Here is an 18932-nt window from a genome sequence, read left to right as displayed (position 1 = left end):
GGGATCCTGTGGTTGGTCAGAACTCTCCGGCGACGCCCAGCACGGTGCGCCCGGAGTGTCCCCCGGACCGGATCGACTCCAGGACCTCGGCCACCCGGGTGACGGGTGCGTAGTTCTCGTAGTCCGAAAGGTGCTGCGGCTTCAGGTCTTTGCCCAGCCGGGCCCACAGTTCCCGGCGCTGCTCGATCGGGAAGTGCGCCGAATCGATGCCCAGCAACGAGACCCCGCGCAGGATGAAAGGCATGACGGTGGTGGGCAGTTCGTTGCCGCCGGTCAGGCCGCTCACGGCCGCCGCGCCGCCGTACCGGATCGTACTCAGCACGTGCGCAAGGGATTTGCCGCCGACGCTGTCCACCGCGCCCGCCCACTGCGCCTTGGCGAGCGGCCGCGGCTTGGCCTCCGGATCCTCCGGCAGCCGCCCGATCACCGACTTCGCACCGAGCGCGGCCAGCCGCTCGCCCGCATCGGTCTTACCGGTCGAGGCGACGACCTCGAACCCGAGCCCGCCCAGGATGTCGACGGCGACCGTGCCGACACCCCCGGTCGCGCCGGTGACCAGCACCGGGCCGGAGTCGGGCGTCAGGCCGCGCTCCAGCAGGGCCTGCACGCTCATCGCCGCGGTGAAGCCCGCGGTGCCGATCGCCGCGGCCTCCCGGGTGCTCAGGCCGTCCAGCGGCACCACCCACTCGGCCGACACGCGCGCATATTCGGCGAACCCGCCGTTGTGCGACGTCCCGAGCTCGTAGCCGTGCGCGATCACCCGATCCCCGGGCGAGAACGCCGGATCCTCGGAGGAGACCACCTCCCCGGCCAGATCGATGCCCGGAATGATCGGATACTCGCGGACCACCCCACCCCGGGGCGTGACAGCCAGCCCATCCTTGAAGTTGGCACCGGAGAAGTGCACCTTGATCGTCACGGTGCCCGCCCCGAGAAAGTCGTCCCCCACCTCCTCCCGAGCCAACACCACACCACTGTCCGTCTCGTGCGCCACCATCGCCCAAAACTGCATGCTTCCGAGCATAGGTGCGCCCGCCACCGATCAACATCACCATCGCCCCGGCGACCGGTCGGCGCATATGCGCGGCCGGTTCCGATATCGATTGCCGACCGCGCGTCTAGACGCGCCCGTAGCCGATTCGCATCAGCCGGAAGCGATCGGCAACCTCCGACAGGTTGACATTGCCGCGTACACGGCAACCTTTACAGAACCGGCCTGCGGAGACGATCAGCGGCACAGGGTGTCTCATCGACGTTCGTTGGCGAGATACCGCGCCTGGCCAGTGGAGCATCCGGCCGAGTGTACGAGTAGCAGATCGGTTACCGCATCGCCGGAGACGGTGTACTCGGAATGTCTCGGCATCCGTGAACAGCCGGCGGGCGGCGCGGGGAGTTCCAGGTGGACGAGCCGGTCACCGAGTCCATGTAAGGGCAGGTTCTGGATGTGACCTGCGCGGCGGCGGACGTGAAAGGAAACGATAAGACCGCACCAAGCCGCCTGGAACACGTTGGGCGGGTGACGGGCGAGAACGTGACCATAAGAAGAAAGACCGGTACGCGCAAGCCTGCACCTCCGTGGTGGACGCACTGGGCGGGTAGCACGGCACTGCTCATCGGACTTTGTTGTGCGGCATTGCTATTTCTGTGTGCAGCTGCCGGCTGGGCAGCCATGGCCGGTGAGCTCATGACCGCGCTCTTCGGTTTCGTGATTCTGTTCGGACTGTGCGTGATGTGGCCGGTGCTCACGACGATAGGAGTCATCCGCTACCGAACGTATCTGATCAGCCTGATCGCGCCCATCCTCGTTCTCGGGTTCCTCGCGGGTGTCGGGTCGGGATTCGTCGAGACGGCCGGTTGGCGGGTCTCCAAGGGACCGATGGAGCGTGCAGCGGCCAACTGTGCAGATGCCGACCGTGGGCTGTACGGGGTCTATCTCGTCCACTCGGTCGAGGAACGGAACAGGGGCTGTCTGTTCACTACAAATAACTACACGGACGGAGCCGAAGTCGGGTACGCCTACTTCCCGAATGGTGTTCCCTCACGAGGTTCTGAGCCTCCTGGGATTTCTCATTTGGTTTACGAGCCGTTCGAAGGTCCCTGGCACAAGGTCTTCTACCACTCGTGACTTATGCCGTGCTGAGGATCTGTGCGGGGACCGCATCACCAAGTTTGTCGGCAAGTCGACACAGACGGGTTGCGGAATATCGACACCGCCCCCAGGCTCATCACCATAGCTCTACGACCACTCACACCTCGACCTGTCGCAACACCTCGCCATCGACGCCACCTGACAATGCGAGAACACCGCCACATATCGCCGCGAGTCACAGTCGCCACCGACGGACGACTGTCGGAAAGCGTGTCGAAAAGTGCTGTTGCCCAATAACTCCGGTCGGACCTCTCGTACGGCCACGCCCATACCTCCGCCGCGCCACCAATGCTCGTGCTCGACGGTGACGCCCTCGACCTGATCGGTGGTGGAGTCGCGCTCGTCGGCTACGCGCGAGTGGTAGAGCGCTCGCCTCGGGGGAACCGGCGGTCGGCTCCGTCGTTCGGCAGGCCCAGCCGACTATGCAGCGATGACGTTGTCCGCTGCGATCGAGCCCAGAGCCTCGACTGGGAACTGACCCACGCGCTCGAGAAATACGTCCAGTTCCCTCCTGTCGACAGCTGCCGCACACTACATGGGAACGCCCCGGGGCCGATGCGCTCCGGGGCCTTCCTCTGTAACGGGCGGGCACCAGGTTGCCACTTGCTTGCTCGATGTCGCGGTGCAGGCATCAAGTTCCTCCGGGGTGCGGTCCTTTGGCCCGAGAGCCGCACTCGATCGTCGGATCGAGTCAGCGGGCGTAGGAGGCTACTCCGACCGGCCCGACGCCGATGCACATGCCTAGTTCGGGTGTGCGGGAAGTGATTCGGAGGGTCGAGCCGTTGCCTACCAGGCGGACGAATGCTGTGTGCAGGCCCGACTGCACCGGGACGGAGACGGGTTGGCCGTGTTCGAGGCCGACGACTATGCGGCCGTCGTGGTCGGCGAAATAGTTGAGTTGGGCTGTCCAGCCGTTGTCGAGTAGGGGGCCGTCGAGGGGGAGTTCGACCGGGGCGCGGCTGTCTATGCGGTAGCCGCAGCCGGGTTCCGGGCCCGGGCGGATGCCTCGGTTCCACCAGACCTGGGCAGGGACGACCTTGCCGGTGTCGGTGATCATGCGCAGGTCGGGGGTGGAGTCGGCGAAGGCGTGCGGGGCGGCCGCGGACAGGACGCGGCTGTTCAGATTCTGCGGGTATGCCAGCGGGGTCAGGACCATCCAAGGGACTTCTTGGTCGAGGAGGGGGGCGCCGCCGGCGGCCAGGGTGGGCTCGAGGTTCGTCAGATATGTCCGGGTCGGGCTGAGCGACCACGAGCGAACGAAGGTTGTCGTGGACCACAGGCTGCTCGCCACGAACAGCACGGCCGCGACAGCGGCCACCCGGCGAGCCGGGGAGTGCCCGTCGCGGTAACCGCCACGATCGTCGGATCGACTGTCGCCACCGCTCGGCCTCCCCACCCGGACACGCCGGGGCGGGATAGGTAGTGCTGCACTACCGAAATCCCACCGGCCCAGCCGATTACCGGCGGTCTCGCCACGGCGCCGGGCTCTCAGCAGCAGGGCGCCCGCGGCGGCCAGGACCACCGTGACGTCGGCGAGGTAGCGCAGCGACTGCATGAGTTCGGCCGCGGTGTTCGGGCCGCCGCGCAGCAGGGCCATCGACACCTGGACGCCGATTACGTACGCCACCACCAGGATCCACACCGGCGCGGTGCGGACCCGGGTCCGCACCGAGACCGCGACGAGGGCTCCCAGCGCGATCCAGGCGATCACCACCGTCCAGGTCGGCGGCACCGCCCAAGGGGTGGACGGCAGCCAGCGCGCCCAGGCCCAGGGACCGCCCAGCAGCGTCGGCACGATGCCCAGGGAGGTGGCGCTGTGCAACAGATTCCACAGATTTCCGGGGTCGCTGTGGATGGCCGCCGTGTCGAGCACCGAGAGGTACGCCGCCGCCCAGCATGCCAGTACCGCAACCGAACCGGCCCACAGCGCGGCGCCCCGCCGGGCAACCGTGCGCAGGACATCCGGCCGTCCGTCGAGGTAGCCGACGAGCGCCGCCACGGCGAACGCGACGAACGGAATCACCACGGACTTCTCGAAGAACAACAGCCCCACGGCGAAGACCACGGTCCCGGATATCGCGTATCGCCGCCGGCCGGTGCGGACCAGCAGGGCCGCATCGCCGATCACCCAGGCGAGCGCGGCCTGCAGAGGCAAGGCATTGAGCGCGGCCGACCACCAGGCGAACGACGGCAGCGTCAGCGGGCAGAACAGATAGAAGACCAGCGGCAGCAGGATTACCCAGCGAGTGGTCCGCGCCGCGTTCCGGACCCGAGCACCGATACGGCCCGACCGAGCACCGCCTATAACAGCATCGCCCGGAACAGCCCCGCCCCCTGCCGAATCCAGCACGACCAGCATCCGCCATACCGCCACCGACGCCGCGAGCTGCAAGACCAGCAGCGACAGCACCGGCCCCGCCCACACCAGCGGCGCCGCCTTGGTGACGACCCACCCGACCGCGAAGGCCAGCGGCATGAAGTGCCCGTCGTGGTTGTGCAGCAACAGGTCCGACGACAGCAGCGGATACGTCCCCGCGCGTCCCATGAGGATGAGGTCGTCCCAATAGAAATACCCGCTCCCGGAGACCCAGGCCCGAATCCCCAGTTGGGCCAGGATCAGAGCGACCGCCGCCGCGAGCGGCGATACGCGCCGCCCGGGCCGCCGGGCCGCGACCCGCCGCCGGACAGGCTGGTGGTCCGGTGCGGTGGCCGCGGCGACGTCCATGGCCACCCACCGTACTGCCGCTCCGCCGCCACACCGCGCGGGCGCGCCCCGGGGCGCGAGACTTGCTGTGTCACATTGTCACAGATACCGTGGCGGTCCGGGTCGGGGACAAGCAGCGGCAGCCGGGCACGCACGCCGAGGTCGCGCGCGTGGCGCGGTTGCCACGACCTCCGGACAGGTGAGCGATGCCGAAACGGGTGCAGCTGACACATGATCAGAGTTGGAGTCGCGACGACCGGACCGTGGTCGTCGCCGAGCCCGGCCGCTGGGCGAATCCGTTCCGGGCCGGCGCCCGCCCCGGCGCCACCCGGGAAGTGGTCACCACGCGGTTCCGCGAATGGCTCGTGCACAGCGACGACGACGCGGCCGCCGCCATGCGGGCGGCGCTGCCGGAACTCCGCGGCAAGGACCTGGCCTGCTGGTGCCCGCCCGGCGACCCGTGCCACGGTGACGTCCTGCTCGACCTCGCCAACAATGGCGCCGCGAACTCCGAACCCGCCGAACAACTCTGAACCGTCGACCCCTGAAACTCGGTGGCCCGCAGTACTCGATCAGGTCAGCGACGGTATTTCCGCTGGTACGGCAGTCAATTCGGGCAGCGACACGCCCTCGACGCGGCCGCCGGTACAAGACGGCGCCCGGCACGTTCCGGGCGGCTCTCGGCCGGAATCCCTTGTGCGCCCGGCACAGCGACCGCGGAATGGATCCCAGCCGAAACCACGCCGGGGAGGAACGAGAAGCAGAACCGCTCAGGCGAATCGCGGGGCGCGCTTCTCCAGGAAGGCGGCGATGCCCTCGCGGCCGTCGGGGGAGTCGGCGCAGTCGGAGATGAAGGCCGACTCGCGGGCGAGTTGTTCCTCGAGGGTGTGGCTGGAGCTGACCAGCAGCAGCTTCTTCACGTGCGCGTTGGAATTCTTGGGCCCGGCGGCGAACCGCTCGGCCAATTCGTCGACGGCGGCGCCGAGTTCGGCATCGGGGACCACGCGGTGCACCAGTCCCCAGTCCAGCGCCTCGCCGGCCGACAGCGCGCGGTTGGTGAGCATCAGGTCCTGGGTGCGGCGCAGGCCGATCAGGCGGGGCAGGTAGTACGAGGCGCCACCGTCGGGGCTCAGCCCGGCGCGGGTGTAGGCCATGGTGAACGACGCCGATTCCCCGGCGAGCACCAGGTCACCGGTGACCGCGAGGCTGAAGCCGGCGCCGGCGGCGATGCCGTTCACGGCGGTGAGCAACAGCGCGTCCATCCGGGCGAACGACGAAATCGCCTCGTGCAGCGAGTCGGCCAGATTCTTGACGTATGTCCCGGCGGCGCTGTCCTGGGCCGCCATCGCCTTCAGGTCGCCACCCGCGGAGAAGAACTTGCCCGCGCCGGTCAGCGTGACCACCTTCAGCGACGGATCGTCGGCGCACTTGCTCGCCAGGTCCGCCAGCTCCCGGCCGAGGACGTGATCGATGCCGTTGGCCGCCTTCGGCCTGTCCAGGGTGATCCGGGCGATACCGCCGCTCTGCTCGAACCGTAGGGTCTCGTACTCGGTCATGCGCTGCCTTCCGTGGATTGTCCTGCTGTCTGATCTTGCCGCACGACGCGGTGCCGAAACCGGTCCGGTCATTCCGGAACCAACTCCAGGCGGACGCCGAGCAGCCGGACCGGGCGGTCGAGTGCGAAACGATCCAGCACCTGCAGGGCGGTCCGCACGATCTCGTCGACGTCGGTGCTGGGCGCGGGCAGCTTGCGCTGCTTGGTCCGGGTGTAGAAGGTGTTGCTGCGCACGGTCACCCCGACCCGCCGGGTGACTCGGCCGGCGGCGATCATCTCCTCGGCGACCTCGGCGGCGAGCCGGGCGACCTGGGCGTCGATCTCGGCGCGGTCGGTGAGATCGTGCGGGAAGGTCTCGGATTTGCTGCGGCCCACCGGAATCCGCGGCTCGGTCAGCACGTCCGTATCGCCCACGCCGCGGCCGAGCAGCCACAGATAGGGCCCCGTGGCCGGCCCGAACTCGGCGGCCAGCACCGCACGGTCGGCGGTCGCCAGCTGGGAAACCGTCTCGATGCCCAGGTCGGCCAGCCGCTTCGCGATGCGCGGCCCGATACCCCAGAGCGCGCTGGTCGGCCGGTGGCCCATCAGCTCGGCCCAGTTCTCGGCCGTCAACCGGAAGGTGCCGGTGCCGGACGCCTCGACGGATGCGTCGTCGGGCTGAGCGCCATCGGGCCCAGCAGTACCGGGCTCAGCGTCGACTGACTCGGCAGTGCCGGGCTCCGGGTCGCCGGGCTCAGCAGTTCTGGGCTCGGCGGTACGGGGCTCAGCGGCGGTACGGGACTCAGCGGTACCGGATTCGGCGGTACCGGGCTCGCCGATATCCGGCCCGCCCTTGCCGACGGCCTTGGCGAACCCGGTCGCCAGCTTGGCCCGAAGCTTGTTGTCGCCCAGGCCGATCGAACAGCCGAGATCCAGTTTCGCGACGGCGGCGCGGATCTCGCCGGCCAGGCGCTCGGGATCGTCGGTGTCGGCCGCCAGGAACGCCTCGTCCCAGCCGAGCACCTCCACCCGGACCTCGAAGGTGCGCAGCAGATCCATCACCTCGTCCGAGGCCTCCTCGTAGGTGGCCATGTCCAGCGGCAGGAACACGCCCTCCGGGCAGGTCCTGGCCGCGGCCCGCAACGGCATGCCCGCCCGTACACCGAACGCCCGCGCCGGATACGACGCGCAGGTCACGACCTTGCGTGCTTCGGCAGGATCGCCGTTGCCGCCGACGATGACCGGCCGCCCACGCAGCTCCGGGTGCCGGCGATATTCCACCGCCGCCTGGAACTGGTCGAGATCGACGTGCAGCAGCCAGCGTGGCATATCGAACAGTCTGCCCGGTCCCCAGCGATCCGGCGGCCTCGGCCGTACGATTTTCCCAGGATGAGCGAGGCACGAACGCCGAGCCCATATCCGACTATCACGGAGCCGGCCGATGACGAACGCGATCGACCTCGACAGCGCCCGCGCGATCCTCGCCGCCCAGCCGTTCAGCAGACTGCTCGGCGCCGAGATCGGCGACTACGACGAGGACGGCGTGACGTTGGTCATCCCGATCCGCCCGGAACTCGGCCAGCAGTTCGGATTCGTGCACGGCGGCGTTCTCGCCTACGCCGCCGACAACGCCCTCACCTACGCCGCGGCCCTGGCCCTGGGCCCGAACGTGCTCACCGGCGGTTTCACGATCACGTACCTGCGCCCCGCCCGCGGCGCACGCCTCCGCGCCCGCGCCCGCGTCACCGGCGCAACCCGCCGGCAGGCGGTATGTCAGTGTGAAATCCATGCCGAGGACGAAGACGGCGAATCGGTGCTGGTCGCGGTCGCCCAGGGCACCACGCGCGCGGTCGATCGAGAGCTCCCGTCGACCGAATCCTGACTCCGCTCGCGACACACCCCGCAACCAGGTGGAATATCTTCGGTTACCGATCACACGATTTGAATCGGAACGTTTGGGGCATGTAGACATCCGTCCGAATGGATACGTTGGTTGCTCGGCAACGGTCGTGCGACAAGTCGGGGAACGAAGTGATTGCAGGTGAGTGACGGAAATTCGGAAAACAGCTCGCGTCCACCCGGGTTGTCGCACCTGCGACCGACAGTGTTCGCCCTGGCCTGCACCGCCGTCGTGGCGGTGCTGCTGCTGTTCCTCACGGTGGATCCGTGGCTGCAGAAGGCGGGAATCCTGGTCGGCGGGCTCGACGTGCACATCTATCGAGACGGTGCCTGGAAGATCCTGCACGGTCATCCGCTCTACACCGAGGAGACGTACTTCGGGCTGCTCTACACCTACACGCCGTTCTCCACGCTGGCGTTCATTCCGATAGCGCTGTTCCCCTGGGGCTGGGTCACCAACACGTGGCTCGTGCTCAACCTCGGGGTGCTGTTCGTCGGCGTGCTGATGAGCTGGCGGCTGCTCGGCTACCGGATCGACCGGCGACTGACGATCGTCAGCGCGCTGATGTCGCTGACCTGTGTATTCATCGAACCCGTTCGCACCACGCTGTTCTACGGGCAGATCAATCTGATCCTGATGGTGCTGGTGCTGTGGGACTTCTCCCGGGGTGAGCGCAGCCGCCTGCGCGGGATCGGCGCGGGGCTGGCGGCGGGCGTGAAGCTGGTGCCGCTGTATTTCGTCGTGCAGTTCCTCGCCATGCGGCAGTGGCGTTCGGCCTGGACGGCGGCGGGGACCTTCCTCGGCACCATCCTGGTGTCGGGGCTGCTGCTGCCCGGCGAGTCCAAGCAGTACTGGACGTCGACGTTCTTCCAGTCCAATCGGATCGGCGAGGACGCGCATCCGTCCAACCAGTCCATCCGCGGCGCCATAGCGCACCTGATGGGGCAGCATTCGGCGCCGATGTGGCTGTGGATTCTGATCGCGGGCGCCGTCACGGTGATCAGCCTGGTCGTCACGACGGGCCTCTACCGGCACGGCGAAAAGCTGCTGGCGGTCACGCTGGCCGGAATGAACGCGTGCGCGATCTCGCCGTTCGCGTGGGGCCACCACTGGGTGTGGTTCGTCCCGCTGCTGGTCTACATCGCGCATCTGGCGCAGTCCCGGCCGGCCTGGTGGCTCGCCGCCGGGGCCCTGGTGGTCTCGATCGGCGCCTGGGCCTACGAATGGAACCCCACCTGGGTCAGCATCGGGGTGTTCCTGCTGCCGCCGTATTGGCCGATGGGGCAGCTGCTGATGAACGCCTACGTCTCGATCTACGCGATCGTGCTGGCGAGCGCGAGCGGACTGCTCTGGCGGCTGTGGCGCAAGAGCGGCGGGCGCACCGGCGGGGAGCTCACCCCCGACGCCGAACCCGTCTCCGCGGCATCGGTCGTCGGCGCGGCGCCGGATGTCGCCGAGGCGCCGGAGGCCACGAGGAACGGCGCCGAGAAGTCGGGTGTCACCGAGAAGTCGGGTGTCACCGAGAAGTCGGATGTCACAGAGAAGTCGGATGTCGTATAGGTGACACAGACAAGGGTCGGGCGCCGCCCCGGAGGACGGCGCCCGACCCTGTCCGTGTGCTCGAGCCCGAGTGGTGATCAGGCCGACGCGGCCAGCGGCCGCTCGTAGGCCGGCTCGGCGACCGGCTCGATGGCGTAGGCCAGGATGTCGGCGACGTCCTCGACGGGGCGAACGTCCAAGGCAGCCAACACCTCCGCCGGCACCTCGTCCAGGTCCGGCTCGTTGCGGGCCGGGATGAACACGGTCTTCAGGCCGGCCCGCTGCGCGGCGAGCAGCTTCTGCTTCACGCCGCCGATCGGCAGCACCCGGCCGTTCAGCGTGACCTCACCGGTCATGCCGACATCGCCGCGCACCTGGCGATCCAGCGCCAGCGACACCAGGGCGGTGACCATGGTGACGCCCGCCGACGGTCCGTCCTTGGGCACCGCGCCCGCCGGGAAGTGGATGTGGATGTCGCGGTCCAGCATCTTCGGCTCGATGCCGATCTCCTCCAGGTGGGAGCGCACGTAGGTCAGCGCGATCTGCGCGGATTCCTTCATCACGTCGCCCAGCTGTCCGGTCAGGGTGAGCGAGCGCTCGCCCTCGGCGGCGTTGGCCTCGATGTAGAGGACGTCGCCGCCGGCGCCGGTCACCGCCAGGCCGGTCGCCACGCCCGGAACCGCGGTGCGCTCCACCGAGTCCGGGGTGAACCGCGGGCGGCCCAGGTAGTCCTTCAGGTCGCCCAGGCCGATGGTGATCGGTTCGGACGGCGAAGGCACCGCAGCGTTTCCGGACCGGACGAGGTTGTCGTAGCCCAGTTCCGGGTCGTAGCCGAGTGTTTCGCCCGCCTCGCCGTCGATCCGGCTGCCGGAGTCGGGTGTTGTGGTGGGGGCCGGCTCCTCGGTGGAGACGTCCCGCGCGGCCGTGGCGATCGATCCCTCCGACAAGCGGGTCGCCGCCTTGCGCAAAGCCTTGGCGATCAACCGCTCCATCTGCCGCACCCCGGCCTCCCGGGTGTAGTTCGCCGCGATCTCGCGCAGCGCCTCCTCGGTGATGGTCACCTCGTCGGCGGTCAGCGCGTTGCGGTCCAGCTGCCGCGGCACCAGGAAGTCGCGGGCGATGGCCACCTTGTCGTCCTCGGTGTAGCCGTCGACCGTGATCAGCTCCAGGCGGTCCAGCAGCGGTCCGGGAATCGTCTCCATGACGTTCGCGGTCGCGATGAACAGCACGTCGGACAGGTCCAGATCCAGATCCAGGTAGTGGTCGCGGAAGGTGTGGTTCTGCGCCGGATCCAGCACCTCCAGCAGCGCGGCCGCCGGATCGCCCCGGAAGTCCGAGCCGACCTTGTCGATCTCATCCAGCAGCACAACGGGATTCATCGAACCCGCCTCCTTGACGGCGCGCACGATGCGGCCGGGCAGGGCGCCGACGTAGGTGCGCCGGTGACCGCGGATCTCCGCCTCGTCGCGCACGCCGCCCAGGGCCACACGCACGAACTTGCGGCCCAGCGCCCGGGCCACGCTCTCGCCCAGCGAGGTCTTGCCGACACCGGGCGGACCGACCAGCACCAGCACCGCGCCGGAGCCGCGGCCGCCGACGACCTCCAGCCCCCGTGCGGCCCGCCGGGCACGCACGGCCAGGTACTCGACCATGCGGTCCTTCACCTCGTCCAGGCCGTGGTGATCGGCGTCGAGCACCTCGCGCGCCGACGGGATATCGGTCGAGTCGGTGGTCTTCACGGCCCACGGCAGATCCAGGACGGTGTCCAGCCAGGTGCGGATCCAGCCCGACTCCGGGCTCTGATCGCTGCCCCGCTCGAGCCGGTCGACCTCGCGCAGCGCGGCCTCGCGGACGTTGTCCGGCAGGTCGGCGTTCTCCACCCGGGTGCGGTAGTCCTCGGCGCCGTCGGGCTCGTTCTCGCCCAGTTCCTTGCGAATTGCGTTGAGCTGCTGGCGCAGCAGGAACTCGCGCTGGGACTTCTCCATCCCCTCGCGCACGTCCTCGCTGATCTTCTCGGTGACCTCGACCTCGGCGATGTGGTCCTTGGTCCAGTCGATCAGATTCGTCAGGCGGGTGGCGACGTCCGGGGTTTCCAGCAGTTCGCGCTTCTGCTCGTCGGACAGGTACGGCGCGTAGCCGGCGGTGTCGGCCAGTGCGGACGGATCGCTGAGCCGGTTCACTGCGTCGATGACCTGCCATGCCTCGCGGCGTTGCAGCACCGAGACGACCAGTTTCTTGTATTCCGCGGCCAGTTCGCGGGTGTGGTCGTCCGGTTCGAGGGTCTCGACCGGTTCGGCCTCGACCCACAGCGCGGCGCCCGGTCCGGTCACGCCGTGCCCGATCCGGGCGCGCTGCTCGGCCTTCAGCACCGCGGCCGGGGCGCCGCCGCGCATCCGGCCGACCTGCTCGATCGTGGCGACCACGCCGTAGCCCGCGTAGCCCTCGGACAGCCGCGGCGCGAGCAGCACGGATTCCAGGTTCGCGGCCCGCGCGGCATCGATGGCGGCCTGCGACGACTCGTCCAGCTCGATCGGAACGACCATGCCGGGCAGCACGACCGGGTCGGTCAGGAACAACACCGGTAGACGTTGTGGGGTACTCACAGATTCAGCCCCTTCCAAAGTTGAGCGTCACCTACTCAACCCCGGGCGCCTCGGTCTTGTTCCGACCCGGTGTTCGCCCCCGGCGAAAGACGGAACGAGGCCACCGCTTCTCAGGCCGGGCGGCCCGCCCGGCTCACGACAACGTTCCGGTCGCGTGGTCGATTCCGTGGGCTCCGTGGGCCCCGCCGCCGTGCCGATCACCGAGATCGGGCAGATCACCGATCACATCGGCCGGGCGGACGGGTATCCGGGTCACGGGGCGGCCGGTGGCGGCGCGAATCGCGGCGGCCACGGCCGGAGTCGCCGAGACGGTGGGTGGTTCCCCGACGCCGCGCAGCCCGTACGGGGCGTCCGGGTCCGCGAGTTCGAGGACGTCGACCCGCATGGGTGGCGTGTCCGCGATGGTCGGAATCAGATAGTCGGTCAGCGACGGGTTGCGCAGGCATCCGTTCTCGACGATCAGCTCCTCCATCAGCGCCAGGCCCATGCCCTGCACCGCGCCGCCCTGGATCTGGCCGACCACCGCGTCCGGATTGATCGCGCGGCCGACGTCCTGGGCGGCATCGAGGGCCACCACGCGCACGAGGCCGAGTTCGACGTCGACATCCACCACCGCACGGTGCGCGCAGAACGCGAACTGCACCGTGACATCGCCCTGCCCCGTCGCCGGATCCATCGGGCCGGTCGGACGGTGGTGATATTCGGCTTGCGCGCCGAAGGCCGCGGGCGCTCCCGGACGGTCGAGAATCGCGGCCAGGCTCGTCACCGCCTGTCCGGTGGTGTCGACGATCGCGCCATCGGTAATCCGCCAGTCCCGCAAAGGAATTCCGGTCTGCCCGGCGGCCTCAGCGAATATCCGGGCGCGCAATTCGGCGCACGCCGCGCGGACCGCGCCGACGGTCATATAGGTCTGCCGGGATGCGGAGGTGGAGCCCGCCTCGCCCGAATCCGTATGCGCCGGAGCGAGATACACCGTTCCGATCCCGAGTTCCTCGCGCACCACCTGACCGAGCACGGTGACCAGCCCCTGACCGACCTCGGCGGCCGCCGTGTACACGGTGACCACGGGCGCACCGTCGGCGTCGCGGTGCAAAGAAACCCGCGCGGTCGAATAGTCGTCGGCGCCTTCACCGAACGCCACGTTCTTGAATCCCACGGCGTAGCCGACGCCGCGCCGGACCCCCTCACCCCGGGTGCTGCCCAGCGCACCGCCGGGCAGTTCCCGAGGGTCGGCACCGAGCGGCGGTAACGGCATATCGCGGACCCGGCGCAGCAGCTCGGCCACCGGCGCCGGCGAGTCGACCAGTTGCCCGGTGTGCATGCGCGCGCCCCGGCACAGCGCATTACGCTGCCGGAGCTCCACCGGATCCATCCCCAATCGACCTGCGAGACGGTCCATCTGGGCCTCGTAGGCGAACGCGACCTGCACCGCGCCGAACCCGCGCATCGCCCCGCAGACCGGGTTGTGGGTGTAGACGGCGTAGGCGTCCAGCTCCACGGCCGGCACCTGGTAGGGCCCGGCGCCGAAGACCGCGGCATTGAAGGCGACCTCCGGCGAACACGAGGCGTAGGCCCCGCCGTCGAGAACCACCTGCGCGGCCACGTACAGCAGCGTGCCGTCGCGCAGCGCGCCGTGCTCGTACCGCAGCCGGGCCGGATGACGGTGCACATGCGCGCGGAACGACTCGAGCCGGTGGTAGAACCATCCGCACCGGACGGCCGGTGCACAGCGCCAGCAGGCAGGCCGGCGCGTGCACGGTGAGATCCTCGCGCCCGCCGAACGCGCCGCCGACGCCCGCCAGGGACACCCGGACACGCTCCGGCGGCAGGTCCAGAATGCGCGCGAGCTGGCGGCGATCCTGGTGCAGCCATTGGCTCGCCACTCGAAGGGTCACGCCGCCGTCCGGATCCGGTTGCGCGAGACCGGCTTCCGGGCCGAGAAAGACCTGGTCCTGCATGCCGACCCGGTACTCGCCGCGCACGACGACCTCGGCACGCCGCCGCGCCCCGACCGGATCTCCCCGCCGGATCGGGACGTGCCGGGTGATATTGCCGGACGGCCACACTCGCGGCGCCCGCGGATCGAAGGCGGCCCGCCACGGATCGAGCATCGGCGCCAGCGGTTCGTAGCCGATCTCGATCGCGTCCAGCGCCCGGCGGGCCAGTTCCGCGGTCTCGGCGGCGACGAACGCGACCGGTTCTCCTTCGCACCGCACCACGTCCTCGGCCAGCACCGGGGTGTCCGGGCGTTCCAGCCCGTGCCGGTTGATACCCGGCACGTCGGTGTGGGTCAGGACCGCCGCCACTCCCGGCAGCGCCCGCGCCGCGGAGGTGTCGAGGTGCGCGATGCGCGCATGCGGATGAGGACTGCGCAGCGTGGCGCCGTGCAGCATGCCCTCGGCCCGCAGATCCGAGGCGTAGGGGAAGGCGCCGGTCACCTTCGCGATACCGTCGGGCCGCAACGGACTCTCGCCGAGAACGCCTCGGTAGGTGCTGGTGCGGCCTTCGATCGACGCACTCACGGTCATCCTTCCGCGCCGGCGACCGTCGGCCGGGTGGTGTCCACCGCGGGCTCGGCCGGTGCGACGGGCCGGACCGGAACACCCTGAGTGACAACCGATTCGGGCCGTATGGCGAACAACAGCCAGGTGACCGCGGCGCCTCCGGCGAATCCGACCGCGGCGGCGATATCGCCCAGTCCCGGAACGGCATTCGCGAGCGGCCCGGTGAACAGGCTCTGATTCATGAACGGAACGGAGACGACGAGCCCGAAGACCCAAGCCGCCAGCCCGGCCCGGACGCGACGCCCCTTGTCGTAGAACGGATCCGGCGCGGTCCGGCCGCGCGCCACCACACCCAGATAGACGATCATCACGCCGAGCCACGGCCCGACCCAGTAGCCGAGCAGGAACAGGTACGACTGGAAGCTGTCGTAATAGTCGCCCTGCCCGGCGATCCAGCCGCCCACGGTGCCGATCGCACCCACCAGCACCACCGACTGCCACCGCCGCAACGGAATGTCCAGCAGCAGAGCGGCCATCGAGCCGGAGTAGCAGTCGATGCACGCCGTCACGGTGTTGGACAGCCACAGCGCGACGAGGACCACGACGCCGAGCACGCCGGGAAGCACCTTGTCCACCAGGTCGGCCGGGGTCCCGACCATGGTCTGGGTACCGATCGCCGCGCCGAGTGTGCCGATCCACCACGAAGCCAGGAAGGCGCCGCCGCCCGCCGCCACGCCGATCAGCCTGCCCGGCACCGCGACCGGCAGGTAACGGCTGTAGTCGGAGGCGTAGGAGGAGAAGCTCATCGCCCGCGCCGCCTGCACCGCGACGGTCGCGATGAACGCACCCGACAGCCCCAGCGCGCCGGCCCGCTCGGAATCGAAACCGGCACCGAGGTTTCCGTCCGACAGCGCGTACCAGGACACGGCCAGGAAGACGACGGTCAGCACCACCGCCAGAATCCGCTGGACACGATGGATCAACCGGTAGCCCGCCACCGCGAGCAGGATCTGCGCGACCACGGTGACGACGAACGACGGTGCGAAACCCAGCCCCGTGAGCGTCTGAATCGTGAAGGCGCCCAAGACGGATTCGACCGCGAACCAGGCCGCCGCCTTGCAGAACACCAGCAGCGCGACGACCACATTGCCGTAGTACCCGAACGGACCGCGCGACTGCACCAGCTGGGCGACCCCGAATCGCGGCCCGTACCGCGAGAGCAGGCCGATGGCCAGCGATCCGATCGCGCTGCCGAGCCCCACCGCGAGCGTCGCCTGGGCGAATCCGAGGCCGAATCCGGCGGTGCCGAGAATGCCGCTGGTCAGCGTGGCGAACTGCACGTTGGAGCTGAACCACATGGTGAACAGCGAACCGGCCCGGCCGTGCCGATCGGCCGCCGCGACGGGCTCGACACCCCGACGTTCGATGACGAAGAGATCGCCGGGTATCAGGCGCGACAGCGTGGACGGGGATGCGTTTCCAGACACAGGCTTCCTCCGGGGGCGGCCCGAGCGGCGGCGGCGATGCCGTCCGGTTCGGACCGGAGAACGAGAGCTACGGCGCGGAAGTCCGCGCGTGCCAACGGAAGCTATGGACCCGCCGAAACGGGTGTCAATGGCCGTCACACGCCGTTTACCTGCGGTGACATCAATTTGTCGGGGGATACAACGCCGGGCGTCCGCCCCGTCGTGTTTTTGGACACCGTGTCCTTGGGCGCGCCGCCCGGTTCCGGTTACCGTCGGCATCTCCCCTGATCACGTGACGACAAGGAGCGCCGTGCCCACCGGAACCGACGTGCCCGGAACCGACGTCCCCGCCCTCCCCACCGACGTCGCGAACCTGCGCCGAGCCTTCGAGGTGGCCGCCCGCTCGGCCGCCGGAGGCAACCACCCCTTCGGCGCCGTGCTCGCGGATCCGGACGGCCGGGTGCTGCTCGAGACGGAGAACACCGTAGTCACCGACAATGACTGCACGGGCCATGCCGAGATCAATCTGGTCCGCCAGGCCGCCCGCCTGCATCCGGCGGACCGGCTGCGCGGCATGACGCTCTACAGCAGCGCCGAACCCTGCGCGATGTGCTCCGGCGCGATCTACTGGAGCGGGCTCGGCCGCGTGGTCTACGGGCTGTCGGAATCCGGCCTGCTCGCCCTGACCGGCGCCCATCCGGAGAATCCGACGATGTCGCTGCCGTGCCGCGAGGTGCTGGCGCGCGGCCAGCATCCGATCGAGGTCGTCGGCCCGCAGCTGGAGACGGAGGCGGCCGCCGCGCACGCCGATTTCTGGTCGTGAAACGAGATCGTTACCGTCCGGGCTCGAGCGGGTAACCCGCGGCGGCGGCAGGTCAGGATGATATGGCCATGCAGCTTTCGGACGTGACGGCCCTTCCCGGTCTGGCCTCCGTCCGGCTGATCCACGGCACCGAGCAGCTCGATCGGCAGGTGCGCTGGGTGTACACCACGGACCTGCTGGATTTCCGGAAGTATCTGGCCGGCGGCGAAATCGTCCTGACCAGCACCACCTGGCGCCGCCGCCCCGAGGATTCCGACTATTTCGTGCGCGCCCTGGCCGACGGCGGCGCGGTGGCCCTGATGGCGGGCACGGCCATGCTCGGCGTCATGCCGCCCGATCTGGTGCGCGCCTGCGCCCTCCACCGGATGCCGCTGTTCCAGGTGCCCGACGAGCTGTCGTTCGGGGATATCGCCGAGGAGGTCATCGGGCGGCTGCACGAGGAGCGCGGTTCGGCGCTCGAGCAGATGGTGGGCCGGCATCGACGGCTGCTGTCGTCGTTCACCCGCGGCGATCCGCTCGAGGCGGGCACCGACCTGCTGCGCACCGAACTCGGATTCGACAGCTGGACGATGTCGCTGACCGGCCGGGTGCTGTCCGGCCGGTGCCCGTATTCGGCGGAGGTCCGAGCGGTGGCGGCCCGGCACGCGGTGGACGCCGTCCGGCTGCCGGTGTACCGGCAGACGCCGGAGGGACCGGTGACCCTGCTGGCCGCGACCCCCGGTGGAGCACCGCAGGCGCCCACGCGGCTGCTGGCCTGCGCCGCCGATCTGCGCGACTGGTCGCAGGCCGAACGCGAGACCGTGGAGGAGGTCGCGGCATTTCTCGGGGCATGGCTGGCACGCACCGACGAAGGCGAGCGGCAGCGCCGCGAGCAGCTGGCCCGGCTGGCCGCGCTGCTGGATCGCGACGACACCGATCCCGCCACCGTGGCCGCCGCGCTGACCTCCGCCGGGCTGGATCCCGAACGCCCGCACCAGATCCTGCGCGCCCAGGCGGGCGGAGAGGCGACGGGGGAATGGGCCCGGCAGATCCTCACCGAACTGATCGCCGAGCAGGCGCCGGACGCCGTCACGGCCGCGGTCGGCACCGGGGCGGTGGCCGTGATCCCGAGGCATCCGCAGGCGCCGGCGGCGCTGGACACGTCGTCGCTCCGGCACCGCCTGGAATGCCTGGGCCCCCTGCTCGACGGCAATTCGATCGGCGTGGGCGCCGGCGGTATCGGGGCCGGCGCCCACGCCCTGCGCCGCGCGTGGGATCAGGCCGAACACGCGCTGCTGGTGGCCCGGCAGCACCCCGGCGGCCCGTCGCTGGTCGACATCGACGAGGTGGACACCTTCGGCATGCTGCTGGCGGCCACCCCCGACAGCCTGCGCAGCGTGTTCTGCGACCGGGTGCTCGGGCCCGTCGAGGAGTACGACGCGCGCGGCCGCACCGATCTGCTCGACACCCTGGCCGCCTATCTGGCCGCCTCGGGCTCCTGGCACACCGTGGCCGCCGAGCGGCACCTGCACGTCAACACGCTGCGCTACCGCATCCGCCGGGTCGAGGAGCTGACCGGCCGCGATCTGTCCCAATGGCGCGACCGCTTCGACTTCCAGCTCGCCCTCGACCTGCGCCGCAACCGGATCGGCGACCGGTCCTAGGCCGCGGCACCACGCGCTCGGCAGGATGCGCCTCGGTGCGGGGCGCCGCTGTCGGGCCGCGAACGAA

General features: G+C 69.8%; 13 protein-coding genes and 1 pseudogene. 6 read left to right on the top strand and 8 right to left on the bottom strand.

Annotated features, from left to right (window positions below; translation table 11 throughout):
* Window positions 1-16 precede the first annotated feature (16 nt).
* The gene (locus D892_RS0112035; RefSeq protein WP_024801476.1) at window positions 17-1012 is read right to left on the bottom strand and encodes an oxidoreductase; all 996 of its coding nucleotides are present in this window, start codon (window positions 1010-1012) and stop codon (window positions 17-19) included.
* A gap of 432 nt (window positions 1013-1444) precedes the next feature.
* On the opposite strand from D892_RS0112035, the gene D892_RS0112025 reads away from it, so the two are divergent.
* Window positions 1445-2125 (top strand): hypothetical protein, encoded by a 681-nt coding sequence (locus D892_RS0112025; protein ID WP_156959474.1) that lies wholly within the window; start codon window positions 1445-1447, stop codon window positions 2123-2125.
* A gap of 715 nt (window positions 2126-2840) precedes the next feature.
* On the opposite strand, the gene D892_RS0112020 is transcribed toward D892_RS0112025, so the two are convergent.
* On the bottom strand, window positions 2841-4874 hold the full coding sequence (locus tag D892_RS0112020; RefSeq protein ID WP_051499049.1) for a hypothetical protein: 2034 nt from the start codon (window positions 4872-4874) through the stop codon (window positions 2841-2843).
* Window positions 4875-5059: 185 nt separating this feature from the next.
* On the opposite strand from D892_RS0112020, the gene D892_RS0112015 reads away from it, so the two are divergent.
* Window positions 5060-5386, top strand: a complete 327-nt coding sequence (locus tag D892_RS0112015) for a DUF4326 domain-containing protein (protein WP_024801473.1) — start codon at window positions 5060-5062, stop codon at window positions 5384-5386.
* 237 nt (window positions 5387-5623) lie between these two features.
* Here D892_RS0112015 and D892_RS0112010 read toward each other — a convergent pair whose 3' ends face one another.
* On the bottom strand, window positions 5624-6409 hold the full coding sequence (locus D892_RS0112010) for an enoyl-CoA hydratase/isomerase family protein (RefSeq protein ID WP_024801472.1): 786 nt from the start codon (window positions 6407-6409) through the stop codon (window positions 5624-5626).
* Window positions 6410-6477: 68 nt separating this feature from the next.
* Window positions 6478-7716, bottom strand: coding sequence for a DNA polymerase IV (locus D892_RS0112005; RefSeq protein ID WP_024801471.1), 1239 nt, complete (start codon window positions 7714-7716; stop codon window positions 6478-6480).
* A gap of 112 nt (window positions 7717-7828) precedes the next feature.
* On the opposite strand from D892_RS0112005, the gene D892_RS0112000 reads away from it, so the two are divergent.
* Both D892_RS0112000 and D892_RS40985 read left to right on the top strand, forming a co-directional pair.
* The gene (locus D892_RS0112000; RefSeq protein ID WP_024801470.1) at window positions 7829-8269 is read left to right on the top strand and encodes a PaaI family thioesterase; all 441 of its coding nucleotides are present in this window, start codon (window positions 7829-7831) and stop codon (window positions 8267-8269) included.
* A 159-nt stretch (window positions 8270-8428) separates the two neighbouring features.
* Window positions 8429-9847, top strand: a complete 1419-nt coding sequence (locus D892_RS40985) for a glycosyltransferase 87 family protein (protein ID WP_232236062.1) — start codon at window positions 8429-8431, stop codon at window positions 9845-9847.
* Window positions 9848-9924: 77 nt separating this feature from the next.
* On the opposite strand, the gene lon is transcribed toward D892_RS40985, so the two are convergent.
* From lon to D892_RS0111980, 4 genes and pseudogenes are all read right to left on the bottom strand, one after another.
* A complete protein-coding gene (gene lon / locus D892_RS0111990; protein WP_232236332.1) occupies window positions 9925-12369 on the bottom strand; it encodes an endopeptidase La in 2445 nt (814 codons plus the stop codon).
* A 193-nt stretch (window positions 12370-12562) separates the two neighbouring features.
* Entirely contained in the window at window positions 12563-14098 is a 1536-nt protein-coding gene (locus D892_RS45070; protein WP_063629957.1) for a molybdopterin cofactor-binding domain-containing protein, read from the bottom strand.
* Between the two features lie 100 nt (window positions 14099-14198).
* Window positions 14199-14822: pseudogene (locus tag D892_RS49155) on the bottom strand (xanthine dehydrogenase family protein molybdopterin-binding subunit); the annotation flags it as partial.
* Window positions 14823-14953: 131 nt separating this feature from the next.
* Entirely contained in the window at window positions 14954-16420 is a 1467-nt protein-coding gene (locus D892_RS0111980) for a cytosine permease (RefSeq protein WP_024801467.1), read from the bottom strand.
* A gap of 289 nt (window positions 16421-16709) precedes the next feature.
* Here D892_RS0111980 and D892_RS0111975 point away from each other — a divergent pair, with 289 nt between their 5' ends.
* Both D892_RS0111975 and D892_RS43625 read left to right on the top strand, forming a co-directional pair.
* Complete coding sequence (locus D892_RS0111975) at window positions 16710-17222, top strand: nucleoside deaminase (RefSeq protein ID WP_024801466.1); 513 nt, start codon at window positions 16710-16712, stop codon at window positions 17220-17222.
* Between the two features lie 68 nt (window positions 17223-17290).
* Window positions 17291-18865 carry a PucR family transcriptional regulator gene (locus D892_RS43625; RefSeq protein ID WP_198036881.1) on the top strand — a complete coding sequence of 525 codons (1575 nt, stop codon included), beginning with the start codon at window positions 17291-17293 and terminating at the stop codon, window positions 18863-18865.
* The last annotated feature ends 67 nt before the right edge of the window (window positions 18866-18932 follow it).

The organism is Nocardia sp. BMG51109, assembly GCF_000526215.1.
Lineage (GTDB): Bacteria > Actinomycetota > Actinomycetes > Mycobacteriales > Mycobacteriaceae > Nocardia.
This window is presented reverse-complemented; position numbering and strand designations above follow the sequence as displayed.